13 protein-coding genes are annotated in these 19,067 nt (G+C 60.8%); 5 read left to right on the top strand and 8 right to left on the bottom strand.

The window, feature by feature from the left end:
- Positions 1–155: 155 nt before the first annotated feature.
- From AC5S27_RS05775 to AC5S27_RS05760, 4 genes are all read right to left on the bottom strand, one after another.
- A complete protein-coding gene (locus AC5S27_RS05775) occupies positions 156–1,094 on the bottom strand; it encodes a toll/interleukin-1 receptor domain-containing protein (protein WP_493933610.1) in 939 nt (312 codons plus the stop codon).
- A 514-nt stretch (positions 1,095–1,608) separates the two neighbouring features.
- Positions 1,609–4,116: an ABC transporter permease gene (locus AC5S27_RS05770; protein ID WP_493933609.1), complete on the bottom strand. Its 2,508-nt coding sequence runs from the start codon at positions 4,114–4,116 to the stop codon at positions 1,609–1,611.
- 237 nt (positions 4,117–4,353) lie between these two features.
- Positions 4,354–6,225, bottom strand: a complete 1,872-nt coding sequence (locus tag AC5S27_RS05765) for a S8 family serine peptidase (RefSeq protein WP_493933608.1) — start codon at positions 6,223–6,225, stop codon at positions 4,354–4,356.
- Between the two features lie 103 nt (positions 6,226–6,328).
- The gene (locus AC5S27_RS05760; RefSeq protein WP_493933607.1) at positions 6,329–6,787 is read right to left on the bottom strand and encodes a DUF3617 domain-containing protein; all 459 of its coding nucleotides are present in this window, start codon (positions 6,785–6,787) and stop codon (positions 6,329–6,331) included.
- Between the two features lie 159 nt (positions 6,788–6,946).
- Here AC5S27_RS05760 and AC5S27_RS05755 point away from each other — a divergent pair, with 159 nt between their 5' ends.
- The gene (locus tag AC5S27_RS05755) at positions 6,947–9,100 is read left to right on the top strand and encodes a winged helix-turn-helix domain-containing protein (protein WP_493933606.1); all 2,154 of its coding nucleotides are present in this window, start codon (positions 6,947–6,949) and stop codon (positions 9,098–9,100) included.
- A 15-nt stretch (positions 9,101–9,115) separates the two neighbouring features.
- Here the strand turns inward: AC5S27_RS05755 and AC5S27_RS05750 are convergent, their stop codons facing one another.
- The 4 genes from AC5S27_RS05750 to AC5S27_RS05735 form a co-directional block, all read right to left on the bottom strand.
- Positions 9,116–9,526, bottom strand: coding sequence for a DUF1801 domain-containing protein (locus AC5S27_RS05750; RefSeq protein WP_493933605.1), 411 nt, complete (start codon positions 9,524–9,526; stop codon positions 9,116–9,118).
- A gap of 22 nt (positions 9,527–9,548) precedes the next feature.
- Entirely contained in the window at positions 9,549–9,977 is a 429-nt protein-coding gene (locus AC5S27_RS05745) for an SRPBCC family protein (protein ID WP_493933604.1), read from the bottom strand.
- Positions 9,977–10,300: an ArsR/SmtB family transcription factor gene (locus AC5S27_RS05740; RefSeq protein ID WP_493933603.1), complete on the bottom strand. Its 324-nt coding sequence runs from the start codon at positions 10,298–10,300 to the stop codon at positions 9,977–9,979. The genes AC5S27_RS05745 and AC5S27_RS05740 overlap by 1 nt, the downstream gene beginning before the upstream one ends.
- A 118-nt stretch (positions 10,301–10,418) precedes the next feature.
- On the bottom strand, positions 10,419–11,102 hold the full coding sequence (locus AC5S27_RS05735; protein ID WP_493933602.1) for an HD domain-containing protein: 684 nt from the start codon (positions 11,100–11,102) through the stop codon (positions 10,419–10,421).
- 271 nt (positions 11,103–11,373) lie between these two features.
- Here AC5S27_RS05735 and AC5S27_RS05730 point away from each other — a divergent pair, with 271 nt between their 5' ends.
- From AC5S27_RS05730 to AC5S27_RS05715, 4 genes are all read left to right on the top strand, one after another.
- Entirely contained in the window at positions 11,374–14,166 is a 2,793-nt protein-coding gene (locus AC5S27_RS05730; RefSeq protein WP_493933601.1) for a chitobiase/beta-hexosaminidase C-terminal domain-containing protein, read from the top strand.
- Positions 14,167–14,176: 10 nt separating this feature from the next.
- Positions 14,177–14,725, top strand: coding sequence for a chitobiase/beta-hexosaminidase C-terminal domain-containing protein (locus AC5S27_RS05725; RefSeq protein ID WP_493937276.1), 549 nt, complete (start codon positions 14,177–14,179; stop codon positions 14,723–14,725).
- Between the two features lie 109 nt (positions 14,726–14,834).
- Complete coding sequence (locus AC5S27_RS05720) at positions 14,835–18,176, top strand: sensor histidine kinase (protein WP_493933600.1); 3,342 nt, start codon at positions 14,835–14,837, stop codon at positions 18,174–18,176.
- Positions 18,136–18,819 (top strand): response regulator, encoded by a 684-nt coding sequence (locus AC5S27_RS05715; RefSeq protein ID WP_493933599.1) that lies wholly within the window; start codon positions 18,136–18,138, stop codon positions 18,817–18,819. The genes AC5S27_RS05720 and AC5S27_RS05715 overlap by 41 nt, the downstream gene beginning before the upstream one ends.
- The last annotated feature ends 248 nt before the right edge of the window (positions 18,820–19,067 follow it).

Here is a 19,067-nt window from a genome sequence, read left to right as displayed (position 1 = left end):
CAAAGCCGCTCTTGTGGAACCTTCTTACGATATCAAGAACTCGCCCGGAATGCAATGGATTGGCACTCGGGTTTGCCTCCGATATCGAAAAAACTTTGAAAAATTACTACTTCTGAATATCACCTCATTACTTTTGCAATCCCTACCCTAGAGAGTCATCGTTTTGCCACCTTCTCGCGCAACCTTTTGATCTCTACGTTCTTAAATTCACTGCACTCTGATAGCAAGATTTTTGCTGCGCGCAGTGCTTCTTTTTGGAATTCCTCTTCTTGGATTTTAGAGAAATCAACGACAACCAACTGACGGCGTGTCATGTCAAGGGGCGGTTCCCATTTGAATCGACGTAGACCGACGTTTGGGAAGGACGAGGAACGGTGATCTATTTTGAAGTGTACTGGTCGTTCAGAAACAATGAGCGCGAAATCGCACTGCGTATCCTCGACGCCTCTCTCGAACTCTGTCAGCCAATTCTCATCAAGAGGTTCAGGATCGCCCCAACTCTTCCTGTAATCAGGAATAACGTCATAAAAGGCGTCTTGGTAGTCGCCATCTAGATCAGGAATAGGGACAGCGACGACTTCCCAGTCGCGCCCTCTATACTCTGTAGTGCTCACAAAACTGTGGCCTTCGAATATTTCCTCGACGAGTTTATCTATGCGTGCAGTGAAGCTAGCCTGCATTTCAGCTCGTCGAGCCTCATGTTTTAGAGCGGTGAGGATAGATGAAACGCCCGTCGCTAGCCCTTTACGGCAGTCCGCATAGAGGAGGCCGCGAACTTCAGGAGGCAATGGTGCGTCGTCGATTACGATTGGAATTACGCGGCACTCGCCTTTGATCATCTTCTCGGTCGCGATGTTGAGTTCATATCTCAGCCATTTCGATGAGACAGACGCATTCGATACCACTACGAGGATCACCTTCGCCGCCTCTAAGGCTCTACTGATCGTCTCAGATAAAGGGTCACCGGCAAGAAGGTCATGTTCATCAAGCCAAACGCTAAACTGCTCCTTGCCCAGACGTGAGGCCAGACGGCGAACGAATGGCTTGTCGACTGACGTATGTGAGATAAAGACCTTGCCAAGTTGGAAATTCATATATTCCCTGTTCCCGATATGTTAAATCCTCTCCGATTGCACAAATAGCTTTTTATATAAGGTCACCGCGCGAAGAAATCTCAATAAAATTGAGGCTACTAGGGGAGGTTCATGACATTAACGACTAATCTGATGCCAATCCAGCCTTCCTCAACGAATACAGCCTTTTTTTCTATCAGGAAATCCAACTTGTTGCGCATCGCGACCGCGATGGCATTGCCAAGTGGGCTAGATCAACGGCCAAGACGCGCGGCCTATCTGTTCGTCGCTTGCACAACGATGAGTTCATTAAGGCAGTTTGCCGCATTTCAGATGGTGTCATCGATCTATATCCGGTGGAGCAACTCCTGGTTGCCCTCAGAAGAGTAGGCGTCATCAGCTCTTACCAACAAGCCCTTCTGCAGGTCCATTACCTCCGGCAATGAAATAGCTAACCTCGTCGCCCATTACACAAAAGACGGCATCCTCTCAGAAGCCATAACCGCTCGCCGGCTTCGGGGGCACGTTGAGCCCCCTAATCCCTCCGCAAAGCATCCATAGGCTCATACCGCGAAGCCCGCATCGCAGGCAACCACACCGCGAACAGCGCCACGATCCCCAGCGCCAGCGGCACAGCGACAAACGTAACCGGATCCCACGGCTTCACCCCAAACAGAAACCCGGCAAGAAAGCGATTGAGCGCGAACGAAGCCGGAATTCCCAGCGCAATCCCCGCAATCGCCAGCGTCATCCCCTGCCCCAGAATCATCCTCAGAATCGCCCGGCGATCCGCCCCCAGCGCCATGCGAATCCCAATCTCCTGCGTCCGCTGCGCGACAGAGTAAGCCAGCATCCCATAGATGCCGATCGCCGCCAGCACCAGCGCCACCCCGCCAAAGATCATCAGCAGCAACATGTGAAAGCTCTGCCGCGCCGTCGACTGCTCCATCACCTCATCCATCGTGCGGATATGCGCCACCGGCAACCCCTTCCCGGCCAGCCGCAACTGCTCCGAAACGGCAGCCACCACCTGGTGCGGATCCCCGCGGGTACGCGCCACCCACAGCAGCGCCGAAGTATCCGAATAGGCCGCAGCGTAGGCGCTCACCACCTGCGCCGTCGGCACCATCATCATTGGATCAGCCGGCTGAGCGAGCCCCGTATTCCGCGTATCCCCCACCACGCCAATGATGGTCCGCGCCGGCTCGTCGGTCTCCGGAGACATTCCCCTGGCCACAATAATCTGCCTTCCCACCGCATCCTGCGCCGGCCAGAATTTCTTCTCCATCGCCTCATTAATCAGCACCACCCCCGGCGCAGCCAGATCGTCCGTCTCCCGGAAATCCCGCCCCCGCAGCAGCGGAATCTTGAAGACACTCAGATACCCCGGCGAAACGCTCATCCACCGGCTGGTGGAATAACGCCCGTCCCCCGACCGCCCCACAATCTCAAACGGCAGCGCGTCATCCACCTTGTTGGGCAGCCAGACCGTGGTAGCGGAAACCTCAACCCCCGGCAGTCCATTCAGCCGCTGACGGCCCTCCCGCGAAAGCCTCGCAATGCCCGCCGTCGTATGCAGCGCCTCCCCGGTCATCGACATCTCAAGCGTAAGCACATGCCCGGAATCAAAGCCCGGATCCACCCCTCGCAGCGCAGCAAACGTCCGCATCAACAAAGCAGCGGCAACCAGCAGCACCAGCGCCAGCGAAACTTCGCTGATCACCAGCAATCCGCGCACTTTCCCCTGGCGGAATCCCGTCCCTGCGCGGCTGCCACCCTCTTTCAGCGCGGAGTTCAAGTCTGATCTCGCCACCGAGACCGCTGGCAGCAGCCCAAACAGCACAGCCGTCAGCACGGAAATCCCAAGCGTAAACACCGTCACCCGCCAATCCAACACCACCGCCGCACCGTTTTCGCCGATCCGAGGCAGTCCCGCGGGATTGATGAGGAGCAGACCCCGCACCCCCAGAAATCCCAGCGCCAACCCGGCAATCGCCGAGCAAAGCGAGAGCAGCAGGCTCTCCATCAGCAACTGCAGCGCAATCCGCGCCCGGCTCGCCCCCAGCGCTGAACGAATCGCAAACTCCCGCTTGCGCCCCGTAGCCTGCACCAGCAGCAGATTGGCCACATTCGCGCAGGCAATCAGAAGCACCAGCCCCACCGCCCCCAGCAGCGTCAGCAATGATTTGCGAGCGTCCCCAATAATCAGGTCACTCAACGGCTCCACGGCAAAGACCGCCTGATAGTTCTCCGGCGTCGGATGGAGCCGGTAATACTCCTGCGTGGCCAGCTTCATCTGCGCATTGGCCTGCGCCAGCGAGACTCCCGGCCTCAGCCGTCCCGCAACCTGAAAGAACGAATTGAAGTTGCTGCTCGCCAGGTCAAACTGGAAGGGCAACCAAATATCCGCCTCAGGATCGGAAAAGAACTCCGGCCCAATCACGCCCACAACCGTATAAGGCTCCCCGCCCAGCGGCAGCGCCGTTCCCACAATCGCAGGATTGCCGCCCAGCCGCCGCTTCCAGAATCCATAACTGAGCACCACGGCCTTCCCGCCATGCGGCGCATCCTCCTCCGGGGTAAACGTCCGCCCCAGAATCGGCTTCGCCCCAAACAGCCGAAAGTACGCCTCCGTCACATGAATGCCCCGCAACTGCTCCGGCCTGTCCCCCGTCAGGTTGAATCCAGGACTGGTGAAGTCGTAAGCAGCAATATCATGCATCACACTGGTCTGCTCGCGGTACACGCGAAACGCCGGAATCGAAGCCAGGTTCGAGGCCAGCACGTCGGTGCCCTTTGGCGACACATGGTAGAACTCCACCATGCGATCCGAGTCCGGATAGCTGAGCGGCTTCAGCACGACCGTATTCACCACGCTGAAGATGGCAGTGTTGGCGCCAATACCCAATGCAAGGCATGCGATGGCGGCCAACGAGAACCCCGGGTCCTTGAGCAACATCCTTAAAGACTGTTTCCAGACCTGCGCAAAATTACCCATCAATGCCCGCACCGTCGTGTCAAGAAACCGGTCCAATTGCTTCATCGGGACCGGTCTTGCACTGACCATAACAGGTCGACACCGGATCACTTCCCCGTTGCGTGGACAGTTGACGTCAATCGTTGACGTGAATCAATGGTGTGAATCAATGGTGTGGATTGATGGTGTGAATAGTTCGCCCGGATCGATGGCATGGACAAGCCGCCAGCGCCAGGTCAGTCCACGATCGAACCAGGCCGGCGTTCGAGAACCCAACGGATTCTCAAACGCCGGTCGTACCACTCAATGCATCTTTGCTTCCGCAAGTTCGACCGACTTCTTCGGATTCAGCAGCCGAAGCCTTCCATCCGCGCTCTTATCGGACCCATCCCGGATCAGCGCCACCAGCTCCGTAGGCGAAAGCCTCGGGTCAATCGCCAGCAGCTTCGCCGCCAGATTCGTCACCTGCGGCGCAGCCATGGACGTGCCGGACATCTTCACCGTAGCCCCTCCCGGAACGAGACTCTCTACCGCATTCCCGTCGGCGTCCACCAGAACGTTCTCGCCCACCGTGGTAAAGCTGGTCTCATCCCCAGCCTGATCCACGGCTCCGGTAACGATCAGGTTCGGCAAGCGAAACGACGACGGACAATCCTCCTCAAAATCATTGTTCTGGTTGCTGTTGCCCGCAATCGTCACGAACAGGATCTCAGGAGCGCTCTTGAGCGCCGCATACAGCGAATCCCGCTCCAGTTGAAAGAAGTGCATGGCCATCTGCTTTCTCTCCGCCGCATCCTTGCCGATCCCATTATCGGCAAGATCCTTTTCCATGTTGGCCGGCCGGTCCCACCAGCTCATGTTGACCACCCGGATATGGTGCGCCCGGAACCACGCCACCGCCGCAGCATACGAATCCGCCGTATCCTTCAGCAGCTGCTCGGTAGGCGGCATGTGAGGATTGCCATTGTCATAGGTCATGCGCGCATACGCCAGCCGGATCGCCGGGTTCCCGCGAGCGGCAATTCCAGTCACGTGCGTGCCATGCGCAAACCCGTCAAGGATCGCGTTCTCATCGAAAAACGCCTTAGCCTCCGCAGGAGAAAGCTTGCCGATCTTCTCCTTCAACGCCGTCGCTCCCGGGCTGTCAACACCGCTCTCAATATCGCCAAACGCCTTCATCTGCTCGACAGACGCCGCGTAATTCTTCTTCTCCTGCGCGGTCAGTGGAATCAGTTCCCCATGCGTAGGCCGCGAAAAGACATCGAACGCCACGCCATGCGGATCGCCGTCCGCAGGATCAGGATTGACGTACAGCCGTCCAGGAAACAGCGACGTATCAAACCCCGAATCCCAGATCGCCACGTTGACCGGCGTAAGCTTCTCCACGGGCGGCAGCACAGCCTCGCGCTCCGCCCAGATCGAAGGCTTGGCGACATCGTTCTTCAGGATGTACGCGCTCAGCACCTTCAGCGTCTCCTGTTTGCATGGCAGCGTAATCTGCAGCTGCACCCGCGCTCTCGCGAGCAACTCAGCCGCGCCCAGGCCCACGGCATGTTCTTTGGCAAAAGTCGGTCCCAGCACCGATTCCGCCAGACCCGCCATGAACGATGGGCTCATCAGCTCGACAAAGCTCTTCGACTCTTTCTGGTCCCCGCCAACCGCCGCCCACGGCAACGCTTCCGTCGCAGCCTGATAGATCGGCTCGTAGCCCACCGGACACCCCGAAGCGCTCACATCCTTCGACTTCATCCGCGCCTGCAGATACGCCTGCTGGCTCAGATTCCCCACCAGCTTTGCCGTAGCTTTATCTTCCAGATCACGAATCTGCGCAACGGTCTTCAACGCATCCGCATCGTTCCCGCCAAGAATAATCTCCAGGTCAACCCTAGCCTGCAGCAGCTTCCGCAGCGCAGCATGGTCATCAATCTGGTACTTCGCAAGCGTCGCATCGATATCCGAGAGCACCGGGCGGGCAAAATCGGCAAACTCCGCAGGCGAAGAGTTCAGGAACTCCTGAATCGTGCCGTGTACAGGGTAACTGAAACGCGGCAGGTCAGCTTCCGTGGTGATGCGCTGCTTCTGGGCCGTCAGAGAATGAGCAGCGGAAAGCGCAAAGCAGGCGCAGAAACAGGCCGGCCACCAGCCTGCCCGGGAAATAAGAGAGCGGATCGACATGCATCACCTCAACCATAGTTAGGAAAGTGGACTGCTTGCCCACAGCGCAGAGCCTCAAGGGCTACCTGAGGGTCCAGAACGCGGGCCGAATGACAGTGACCCGTTAGCGAACCAGCACCGGATGATCCGGCGAAACGTCGCCGCACTCCGCGCCCACCCAGTGCCCCTCAAATTCCGAGTGCATCTTCAGCGGCGTCCCATCCGGCATCGCGGACAGGTCCATGCTCCCGTGCTGGCTGTCCTGGCTGTCGAAGTGAACTCGCACACTCGCCATCTTCGGTTTTCCCGAGCACTCCACATCAAAGCTGTAGTCGTCCTTCGACCAGGCCTCGTTCACCTTCGGACAAGCCTCGCGAGCAGTCGGCCCCATCATCTTCAGCCAGTTCGCCGGAGTCACGCAGTTGCGATAGACGCTGGACGTAGCTTTGTCCGTCCCATCCGGCAGAATTCTCTTCGAGGTTCCAGTCATCTCCCACAGCCCCATCTTCATCGGCGGCTTGGCAGGCGCTTGAAACATGGCAATGGCGAGCATCGGGGCTACAGACTTGAGCAGCATTTTCATGGGAATCGTCTCCAGATCAATTTGTGACGGCCTCAGCGCGCCACATCTGGATCCTTTATCCCCCGCCGCGTCCCTCGCCGTCCTCAATCCGAGTCATGTTAGGATCAAGCCGTATCAATTGTTCTCAACCGGCAAGTCCGCAAGCACAATCCCCCTGTTATGAGCGCTTTATACAAGCTGGGTGAGTACGAGGTCGACGTCACGCGCCGCCAGATCCGCCTCCGCGGCGAGCAGATTCCGCTCGCGCAAAAGCCGTTTGAGGTCCTTCTCGCCCTCATCGCCCGCCCCGGAGAAGTCATCCCCAAGGAAGAGCTCATGCAGGCCATCTGGCCGGACGCCTTCGTCGAAGAGTCCAACCTGACGCAAAGCATCTTCCTCCTGCGTAAAGCCCTCACCGACAAAGCCACCGGTGGCCGCTTCATCATCACCCTGCCCGGCATCGGCTACCAGCTCGGCGTAACCCCGGTCGCCCTCGACGCTCCAGCTCCCGAACAGCTCCCGGAAAGCCATCCCGCCCCAGCACCGCCCGCACCGGAAAACCCAGCCTCCCCAGCGGCAACCGCAGCCAGCACCTTGCAGGCCAGCCCATTACGAGCGAAGAAGATCGTCGTAGCTGGCATCCTCGCCGCAGTCCTGATCCTTCTTGCCGGCTGGCAAATCTGGCGTATCTTCCGCCCGGCGCCGTTCAGCAACGCGTCCATGCGCCGCCTCACCAACTCAGGCGATGTCCAGCTCACCGCCATCTCGCCCTCCGGCAAGTTCCTCGCCTTCGTTTCCCAGAACGCCCCCGGTACCCAGTCCCTCTCCGTCCTCGAACTCCACAGCGGCAACTCCCGCGTCATCGTCCAGGGCGGCAGGACGCTCTTCAGCGATATCACTTTCTCGCCCGACGACAGCTACCTCTACTACCGCGGCCATCCCCAGGGCACCTCGGCTCAAACCACCCTGGAGTATCGAATTCCGCTCCTCGGCGGCGAACCCACCACCATCCTCAACGACATCGACGGTCCAATCACATTTCTCAACAACGGCGAACAGATCTGCTTCTTCCGCAGCAACGGAGAAGACCAATTCGCAGTCCTCGCCGCCGACGCCGACAGCGGCAGGAACGAAAAGACATTAGCCAAAGGCGGACGCCCCACGCCGAACACCGTCGTCTGCTCCCCCGATGGGCAAAGAGCCGCACTCTCCGCAGAAGTCGGCGGCATCTCCATCCTCGACTTCAAAACCGGCCAGCGGCAGCCGTTCTATGAATCTCCCCAGGGCACGGAGATCTACATCACTCTCTCCTGGAAGGCAGACGGCAGCGGAATCCTCGCCGATGCCGTGACTCCTTTCAATCTGTATCCGTCGCTCGTCGCGATCTCCTACCCCGGCGGCGTACACACCCAGATCACCCATGACCTGAACTCCTACGTAAGCCCCAGCATCACAGCCGACGGCTCCACGATCGCCGCCCGTCAGTCCGACAACAACGCTCACTTCCAGAGCTTCGAACTCCCCCTGCTCGCAGCCAGCCCAGAAGTCATCTCTTTCCCTTGGTCCGACTTTCTGGGCTGGAGAAGCGAGACAGAGATCATCGGCTCAACCACCGCAGGCGGCCTCAAGATCAAAAACCTCGCCACCAGCCAGGAAACCTCAATCCAGACCCCGCGAGGCATGCAGTTCCTGCAACCCAGCGGCTGCGGCACGTCCTCTTTGGTCGCCTCCGGCAGCCGTTCGCCCGAAAAGAACATCGGCATCTGGCACATGAACGCCGACGGCTCCAATCTCAAACAGCTTTCCCAGGGCCCGGAAGACATCCTCCCCGTCTGCACTACGGACGGCAAATGGGTCGTTTACGCCGATAACAGCGAGATAAGAAAAGCAGCCATCTACCGCGTGTCAGCCGAAGGCGGCACTCCGCAGAAGATTGGCGAAGGCTCCGTCTGGTTCGCGATCTCGCATGACGGCAAGCAGGCCGCCTGGACCGACCACTCGGGTAGCCAGCAGTCTCTCATCCTCGCCGACCTCGCAACCGGCAAGCAGACCGCAACTCTCCCCATCCCGCCAACCCTGAAGGTATCTCGCTCCCTCACCTTCGCCCTCAACGACCAGCACATCTTCTTCATCGTGCGCGGCAACGCTTCGGACTCCATCTACGACCTGCCCCTGAACGGACCCGACGCAAAAGAAGCATCCCCGACCAAGCAGATCGAATTCCGCAACTCGCATCTGGCAGCCATCATGGTCAGCCCATCCGGAAAATACCTCGGCGCAGTCACCGTAAAGCCAGTCTCAGACGCAGTCCTGATCGAAGACCACAGCCGCTAGCGGTTCACCAGCCAACTACTTACCCTTCGGCTTGCTCTTCGATTTACCCGCAAGATTCAGCGCCACCGCCGCGCGAATCAGCGCCTTCAAGGCCGCCTCATTCACCTTCTCGCCCTCGTGAATGTCGATAGCCCGCCGCACATTCCCCTCCAGGCTCGAATTGAACAGCCCCGCCGGGTCCTCAAGCGATGCCCCCTTGGCAAACGTCAGCTTGACCACGCTCTTGTACGTCTCCCCCGTACAGACAATCCCGCCACGGGAAAACACCGGCGTCCCAGCAGGCGAAGAAGGCTTGACCCACTTCACCTCTTCCACAATCTCCGGGTCCGCCGCATGAATGATCCCACGCACCTTCGCCAGCATCTCCCCACGCCAATCGGCAAACCCCTTGACCTTCGCATCAATCAATTCGGAAGCATCCATCATCACTCAAATCCTTTCAGAGCCCTCACAACCCACCTCCGTCCAGCAACCTCTCCAAACCGCCAAGAAAGTTCCGCCACCCGTAGCCCGCACCCTTGAATGCCTGCTCCTGGTCCGGACGAAAGCCCGACTGCTCCATGCGAAGATGCGTCCCGCCCTCCACCGGAGTCAGCGTGAATAGTACCGTCGAATCAAGCCCAAGAGCGTTCCAGGTATACGAGAGCTGCTTCAACGGCTCGACCACCAGCACCTCGCTCTCGATCACCCCGTCCCACTGCGGCATCGGCTCGTTTCTGAACTGGAACTTCCTACCAGCCACCGGCTCAAAGTCATTCTTCAGGAGCCACTGCGCGATCAGCGAACTCTCCGTCAGCGCCCGCCAGAGCTTTTCCGGCGCATGCCGAAACACCCGCTCGATCACCACACTCCGCGTACCGTCACCAGAGTCACTCATCACTCCATCCCCTCCAGCACCGCCTCAAGACGATCAAACCGCTCTCTCCAGAACGCGTCGTAATGCCGCAGCCAATCCACCATCGGCGCCAGCGCATCCGGGTGCGCGCGATAGTGCGTCTCGCGCCCCTCGCGCCGGTGCCGCACCAGGCTCGCCCGCTTCAACACCGTCAGGTGCTTCGAAACAGCCGGCTGCGAAACCCCCGAGAACCGCGTCAGCGCATGCACCGTCTGCTCCCCGCGCCGAGTCAGCTCCTCGAAAAGAGCCCGTCGCGTCGGATCCGCCAGCGCTCGAAAAACCGGATTGGCATCTACCGTCTTCACGCAGAAACCATAACCAAACGGTTATGGTTCTGTCAACACAATTCCAGCAATGCTTCACCGAAAGGATGCGGGCTCCGGGTCAGAAACGGTCACCCACTCCAGCGGCTACGACGCAGCGCTATTCCTCGAACGGACCGCCGGCAATCGCGTCGACACAGGAAGGTACCTTGTAGCCCGGTACGAATCGTTCGCCGTAGTCCCGAATGAAATTGTCGTACGTCGTCTCCGGCTTTGTCTGCGCGAGAGACAGAGCGCACGCAGCGAACTCCCGCTTCATGTTCAAACGCGGCACCGCGGCCACCACGGCATCGATCTCCGCGCGATCAAGCGCATAATAATCGGCCGTTCCAAAATCCACACCGATACCGCGCGCCGACAGCGCTACCTCCGTTTCCTTGAACAGGCTGATCGACTCCGTCGCGTGAAGCGCGATCCCATCCCATACAAGCTGCGCACGGCGATCATCGAACCCCAGTTCGCGTACGAATGCCCCGGCGATCGAAGCGCCATTGACCTCGAAGCGGTTCGGGCCGTCACCATGCGGCGTCAGCCCGATATCGTGCAGCAGGGTCGAGACCGCAACCACCTCGGCATCGAAAGCTTCCCTCCGGACAGCAGCGACCTTGGTGGCGAAGATCCACGACCGGGTCACATGGTTGAACAAAGTGTGCGACATGTGATCCCGCGCATACTCGAAAGCGCGCAGAATCACCGGCGTCTCCGGAAGCTCGGTGAAAATCGAACGTAACTCCGCATAAGCGAGCGCCGTGTGCTGCTGCAAAACTGGAACGGATGCGGACATGACAGTTCTCCTGCGCCCGCGGTTGCGGAGCGATCTAGCGTCGTGTGGAAAGTCGGAATCGGCGGGTTGCGGCCTTGCACCATTGCACATTCGGCCCGGAGCATCAGCCTAACCAGTTGCCGTAGCGTGCACAACCATGTCTTTCTGTTAGGACTCGCCACGCGAACTCAGCATCAGTGAGGGAAAATTGCGCCAAAACACGCAGTCTTAAGCAGAACGGTTGCGGGCACGGTCTCAATCCACCTTGCCCACCTGGCCGAGGAAACAGACGATGACGAAACATCCCGCAATACAAAATAGATGGAAAGCGCAGCACACGCTTCCTCTCCTTGCGCTCATCCTTCTTTCGCTGGCAACGCCAGCATTCCTGGCCGCGCAGGCAGCAACCACGACAGCCCTGTCTGTAACCGCAAACGGCCTCAGCGTTTCATCTGTGAATGGCGGCGCGGTAGTCACCCTGACAGCCACCGTCACCGCAAGAGGAAAAGCCGTCGCGCTCGGCCAGGTCAACTTCTGCGACGCCACAGCGAAGCTCTGCTCGGACATCCATCTGCTCGGCACCGCCGCGCTGAGCACCGCAGGAAAGGCCACACTGAATTTCGTCCCCCGCCCCGGCAGTCACAGCTATAAAGCGGAGTTTGTCAGCACCACAACCGACGCCGCCAGCACATCCACCGCCCAGCCTCTGCTCGTCTACGGAGCCACCACCACCACGATCGCCCAGACCGGCAGCGCCGGCAACTACACCCTCACGTCCACCGTAACCGGCACAGCAGTCTCAACCGCACCAGCCGGAAACGTCGAATTCCGCGACACCAGCAACAGCAACACCGTCCTTGCAACCGCCGCACTCGGCACAGGCACCGCAAAGTCCGTCTGGGTCAATACACAAAATCCCGCAACCAAGCCCCAGCCGCTATCCATCCTCACCGCCGACTTCAACGGTGACGGCATCCCCGACCTCGCCATCGGTACCAACGGCATTTCCACCGGAAGCGGCCAGCCGATCACCGGCTACCTCAGCATCCTGCTCGGCAACGGCAACGGCACCTTCAAGGCAGCAACCAACTTCACCAGCCTGCCCAACAACCAGGCAATGATCGCCGCCCCCTTCGTCACAGGCGGCCCGCTCGACATCCTCACCGTCGACAACACCACCACCGGCACAAACAACGCTGCCCTCTTCCTCGGCGACGGCAAGGGTGGCGGCACCGTGGGCGCCCCGTTCAGCCTCGGCGGAATAGCCAATGTTACGGCGGTTGCGGCAGGAGACTTCAACCGCGACGGCAACCAGGATTTCGTCATCACCGGGGTCATCTACGGCGTCTACTGTTTCGCCCCTGTTCTGGGCACCGGCAAGGGAACCTTCGGCGGTCCCACGCTCAATGCGGTGGGCAACTATCCCCTGGCCGTAGCCGTTGGCCCTTTCAACACCAGCGGCTACCCGGATATCGTCGTCGCGGACAGCGGCGCAGACAATGTCACCGTCTTCCAGAACAACAGCCAGGGATTCTTCTTCCCCGGCTCGGCATCGTACAACACCGGCACTACCCCCGTCGCCCTCGCCACCGGCGACTTCAACGGCGACGGCTTCCTTGATCTGGCCGTCGTCAACAACGGCAGCAACAACGTCTCCATCCTTCTCGGCCACGGCAACGAGACGCTCACCACCGGAGCCACCCTGACCACCGGCCACGCTCCCACTTCGATTGCCGTCGGCGACTTCAACGGCGACGGCATTGCCGACCTCGCCGTAGTCAACAGCGGCGACAAGAACGTCACCATCTTTCAAGGCAAAGGCGACGGCACCTTCACAGCCCAGCCGACACCGCTGCCAACCGGCATCAACCCGGTCAACGTAGTCAGCGGCGATTTCTCCGGCACCGGACTAACAGACCTGGCCGTCACCAATCAGGACATCGCAGCAACCACCGGCAGCACGCTCACCGTGGAAGCCGACGAGCTGACCCAGACAGCAAGCGCAACCGCCACCAAAGTCGCCCCAACCGGCTCAGGCGCTCACCTAGTAGATGCCGAGTATGTCGGCGACAGCCTGTACAACACCAGCACTTCAACCACCATCCGCCTGACCGGCACCACAACACCGACCGCAGCCACGCCCGTCCTCAGCCCCGTGGCAGGCACCTATTCCGTGGCTCAAACGGTCACCATCACCGATGCAACCAGCGGCGCAGCAATCTACTACACCACCAACGGAACCACTCCGACGACCGCCAGCACAAAGTACACGGCACCTATCACGGTCTCCGCCTCAGAAACCATCAAGGCCATCGCCGTCGCCACAGGACACACCAACTCAGCCGTAGCTTCCGCAGCCTACGTCATCCAAACCCCGGCAGCCACCCCGACCTTCTCGCCCGTAGCCGGAACATACACCGCAGCCCAATCCGTCAAACTCACCAGCACCACCGCCGGCGCAACCATCTACTACACCACCAACGGAACAACCCCGACCACCGCCGGCACCAAATACGCGGCACCTATCACCGTCTCCGCCTCAGAAACCATCAAGGCCATCGCAGCGGCCACGGGTTACACAAACTCAGCAGTCACCTCCGCCGCCTACGTCATCGAAACCCCGGCAGCCACCCCGACCTTCTCGCCGATAGCCGGAACCTACACCGCAGCACAATCCGTCAAACTCACCAGCACCACCACCGGCGCAGCCATCTACTACACCACCAACGGAACAACACCGACCACCGCCAGCACCAAGTACACAGCAGCCATCACCGTCTCCGCCTCGGAAACCATCAAAGCCATCGCCCTCGCCACAGGACACACCAACTCCGCCGTAGCCTCCGCTGCCTACGTCATCCAAACCCCGGCAGCCACCCCGACCTTCTCGCCCGCTGCCGGAACCTACACCGCACCCCAATCCGTCAAACTCACCAGCGCCACCACCGGCGCCGCCATCTACTACACCACCAACGGAACAACCCCGACCACCGCGAGCACCAAGTACACAGCAGCCATCACCGTCTCCGCCTCGGAAACCATCAAGGCCATCGCCGTCGCCACCGGACACACCAACTCCGCCTAGCCCAGCCGTCATCCAAACCCCGGCAGCCACCCCGACCTTCTCGCCCGCTGCCGGAACCTACACCGCACCCCAATCCGTCAAACTCACCAGCGCCACCACCGGCGCGACGATCTACTACACCACCAACGGAACAACCCCGACCACCGCAAGCACCAAGTACATAGCAGCCATCAACGTCTCCGCGTCGGAAACCATCAAGGCCATCGCCGTCGCCACAGGACACACCAACTCCGCCGTAGCCTCCGCTGCCTACGTCATCCAAACCCCGGCAGCCACCCCAACCTTCTCGCCGATAGCTGGAACCTACACCGCAGCACAATCCGTCAAACTCACCAGCACCACCACCGGCGCAGCCATCTACTACACCACCAACGGAACAACCCCGACCACCGCCAGCACCAAGTACACAGCAGCCATCACCGTCTCCGCCTCGGAAACCATCAAAGCCATCGCCGTCGCCACAGGACACACCAACTCCGCCGTAGCCTCCGCTGCCTATGTCATCACGACCAAGGCAGCCGCACCGGCTGGCAGTGAGTCCAAACGCTCAACCCACTAAGCTCTCAGCTCGTGAACAGTCCGATCGTTTCCAGTATGCTGGACTCGATGACGGCCCTTACCCAAGCCCGTGATGTGGAACCTCCAGTCATCTCTCCAAGCGGAGCGCGATGACCACCCGGAACCACACATCGTCCTGTACGTATCGGGCTTATCCTTGCTGGTCGAACGAAAGCTGCCAGACCCCGGCTCACCCGCAGTCCAGCCCGGAATCTCCCTCGCGCCCGAGCCGTGGCACGCCCCTCCGGCATTTGTGTCGCACCATCCTCCCGGCCATCGTGGCACTGCTCGCAGCCTCCGCCCCATCCCTTGCCGAAGCCGCCGACGTTCCTCCCGCAACCGTCGCCGCAACAGATTCCCTTCACCGCCAGGTTCTCACCACATGGACCACCGATCAGGGCCTGCCGCAAAACTTCATCCGCGCCATCACCCAGACTTCCGACGGCTTCCTGTGGATCGGCACCATGAACGGCCTCGTCCGCTTTGACGGCCTGCGCTTTCGTGCCCCCGGACCAGACCTGCCCGCAGCCCTCCACGGCAACATCGGCGGTCTGGCACCCGACGCCGGAAACGGCTTGTGGGCCGCCACCGGAGCCGGCCTCTTCCACCTGGAGCACCACCGCTTCGAGCAGATCCCCGTCGCCGGCAAGCCTCCCGCGTCACTGCATCGCCTCGATGCCATTGCGCGAAGCCGCACCGGAGAAGTCTGGGTCTACGGCGAAAAGCATCTCTACCTCACCCGCAACAACACCCTCGAACCCCACCCGTTACCCTCCGGCGCGCTCGCCATTCGCGATATCGCCGAGAGTACAGACGGCACCCTCTGGCTCGCGGACGGCGAATCAGTCTTCGCCATCAAAAATGTCGCCCACCCTTCGACTCCTGCCACGCGCTACCCGCTAACCGGAGTCCGCATGCTCTACGCCGACGACTTCGGATCGATCTACGCCGGAGACGGTCACAAGCTCTTCCGCTTCACCGGAAATTCCGCCGGTCATCCAGGATTTGTTGAGGTCCAGAATCCCGGCCTGGGGAACTTCGTCAACATCCTCGTCGACCACAAACATCAACTCTGGATGGCTTCCGGCGGCCTCCACGGCCTCAGCCGCAAAACCGATCCAGCCTCAGCCGCCGCAACCGGCATCGAAACCCTCACCGCCGACGACGGCATCGCCAGCAACGATGCCCGCGTCCTGTTTGAAGACCGCAGCCACGACATCTGGATCGGCACCATCTCCGGCCTGCAACGCCTCCATCACGGACTCTTCACCACCTACTCCGGCGACCAGACTGCTCCCAAATCCCACTTCGAATCCATCTTCGAGCATTCGGACGGCACGCTCTGGGCCGGCACGCTCGAGAGCGGCATCGCCCACGTTCCCGCCGATCCACTGCAACCCTGGCAACACTTCACCCGCACCTCAGGTCTGCGCATCGGCCAGGTAAGAGGATTTGCGGAAAACGAAACCTCAAAACCCGCATCCTCTACCCCGCTCGTCGCCATCGCCGACTACGGCATTTACGCCTTCCGCAACGGACACTTCTCAACCATTCCCGGCGTCCCACCCGGCTACGTCGGCTCGCCGATCACCACCCCGGACGGCACCCTCTGGTTCACGATCCAGCGCCGCGGCATCTTCCGGCGCGACCCTCCCGCCCCTGCTCAAAGCAGCGGCAAAATCACCCAACTCGGCCCACCCGAAGGCCTCCCCGCCGACCCCAATCTTCTGTGGACTCTCGCCCTCGACAGCCACGGCGACCTATGGGCAGCCGCCGGTCCCCAGCTCTATCGCTGGAACCAGCACCGCTTCGAATTGCTGCTCACCGCGCCGTCCCCCATCCTCTGCATTGCCCGCTCCCCCAAGCCCGACCCGGCCTTTGCAAGCGTCCTCGTCGGCACTCTCGACGGCGTCTTTTTCGTCAGCAGCTCCGCCGCCACGCACCCCCGCCTGCTCACCGAACAGGATGGCCTCCCCGGCAACACCGTCATGGACGTTCTCGAAGACGATGGCAACAATCTCTGGATCGCCACCGCCCGCGCCATCGCCCGCATCCCGTACGCGCAGTGGTCCGGCTTCGCCGCAGGCCGCTCCTCCCGCGTCCAGCCCGAGATCTACACCCACGACGACGGCCTCCGCAGCAACACCGTCCTCCCCTTGAACCAGATCACCGCGATCCGCGCACACGACGGCCGCATCTGGTTCGCGACCCCCGATGGCCTTTCCGTCCTCAATCCCGAGTCCGATCCAGCCCGCAGTCCGGAGCCAGCCGTGACCGCATCCATCGACTCGGTCACCGTCGACGATCACGAACAAGCCATCTCCGAAACCTCGCCCCTTACCGTCCCTCCCGGCCAGCATCGCATCACCTTCACCTTCACCACCCCGCCCGTCCCGGCCCCGGAGCAAATCCGCTTCCGCTACCGCCTCACCGGTTGGGACAATCACTGGATTGAAGCCGTCAACTCCCGCGAGGTCTCCTATACCGCACTGCCCCCCGGCACGTACTCCTTCGAAGTCACAGCCATCACGCGCAGCGGAGCCTCCAGCCCCTCGCCCGCGGGATTAACCCTCAGCCTCAAGCCATTTTTCTGGCAGACACGATGGTTTCTCGCGCTGGCCATCCTGGCCGCCGCCATCCTCATCGTCGAGATCACCCGCCGCCGCACCCGTGCCGGCGCCGAGCGTCTCAGCTTCCAGTTTCAGGAGCGTGCCGCCGAGCGCGAACGCATCGCCTACCAGATCCACGACACCGTTATTCAGGACATGGTGGGCACCGTCCTGCAACTCGAACTTCTCGGCTTCCAGATGGCCGAAAAGCCGGAAAAAGCCTCGTCCAATCTCGACATTCTCACCCAGCGCCTCCGCGAAACCGTCGCCCGCAGCCGCAACATGGTCTGGAGTCTGCACTCGACCGCTGTGGTACAGTACAGCCTCGTCGAGGTTTTACGTCATGCCGAAGCTGAGTTCCGCATTGGGGAACTGCCAGAATTCGAGTTGTCGAGCACCGGAGAGCCTCGCAATATCCACCCTCTCGTGCGCGACGAGGTCTATCGCATCTGCCGCGAAGCCCTCGCCAATGCCTTCCGCCACTCCAACGCGCAGAGCGTGCACGTCGCCGTACGCTTCCTCCCCGACCTCCTCGAAGTTGAGATCGCGGACGACGGAGACGGCATCGACCAGCAAACCCTCCTGCACGGGCGGCCAGGCCACTTCGGGCTTCCAGGAATGCAGGCCCACGCGCAACGCATCGGCGCCTCCATTGAGATCCTCAGCGCACCCGGTAAAGGCACGCGCATCACGCTTCGCGTCCTGACCCGGCAGCGAACCTGGCGGTGGTGGAACACTCTCCGCCGCCACTCCAACCCCACCCATGCCGCAGCACCAACCACATACGAAACAAGCAGGCCGAATGAACCCAATACCCCACCAAGCCAAAACCCAGCCCTCTGAGTCCTTGCCGGAATCGCTCGCCATCCCCGGCACAATCACCGTCCTCATCGTGGACGATCACCCCATGGTCCGCGAGGGCCTCGCCGGCGTGCTCGAACGCCACCACATGAAAATCACCGGCCTCGCCGCAAACGGCCGCCAGGCCATCGAGATGTACGCGGCACAACGGCCCGACGTCATGCTCCTCGACCTCCGGCTGCCCGACCAGAGCGGCTTCGACGTCGTCCGCTCCGTATTGAAAACCGACCCCGCCGCCCGCATCATCATCCTCAGCTCTGCCCAGGGAGACGCATCCATCCACACCGCCATCGCCCTCGGCGTGCGAGGCTACCTGCTCAAGGGCATCGATGGCGCCACCCTCGCCGAACAGGTCCGCCACGTGGCGCGCGGCGGCAAAGCGCTCTCCTCGGAGTCAGCCGAGAAACTCGCCTACTTCGTCGCCTCCCGCAAGCTCACCGACCGCGAACTCGAAGTCCTCAGCCTCATTTCCAAGGGCAACAGCAACAAGGAGATCGGTAAACTCCTCTTCGTGACCGATAACACCGTCAAGATGCACGTCAAGAACATCCTGTCCAAGCTCGAAGCCAGCGATCGCACCCAGGCCGTCGTCATCGGCATTCAGCGAGGCCTCCTGGATAGCTAAAACGTCGATGTCCTGAACGCCGCTGTTTATATCTCGTATAAATCCACTTAATATCTCTGCGTAACTTTTCCTACCTACCCTTTTGGGTACTTCCAAAACTATCCCTAAGATGCCGGTCATCCCAGCACATTGTTGCTAGTCTTTGGCCAGAGTTTCTTCCAGCTTTCATAAAGCCGGTCCCACTTACATGCATCCTTCCGGGCCACGTGCCGGGGAGCCAGAGATCCACCTTCTTGAAAACTCTGCCA

The organism is Acidicapsa borealis, from assembly GCF_059115245.1.
Note: the sequence above shows the minus strand (reverse complement) of the source record. Positions and strands in the feature narration are given on the sequence as shown.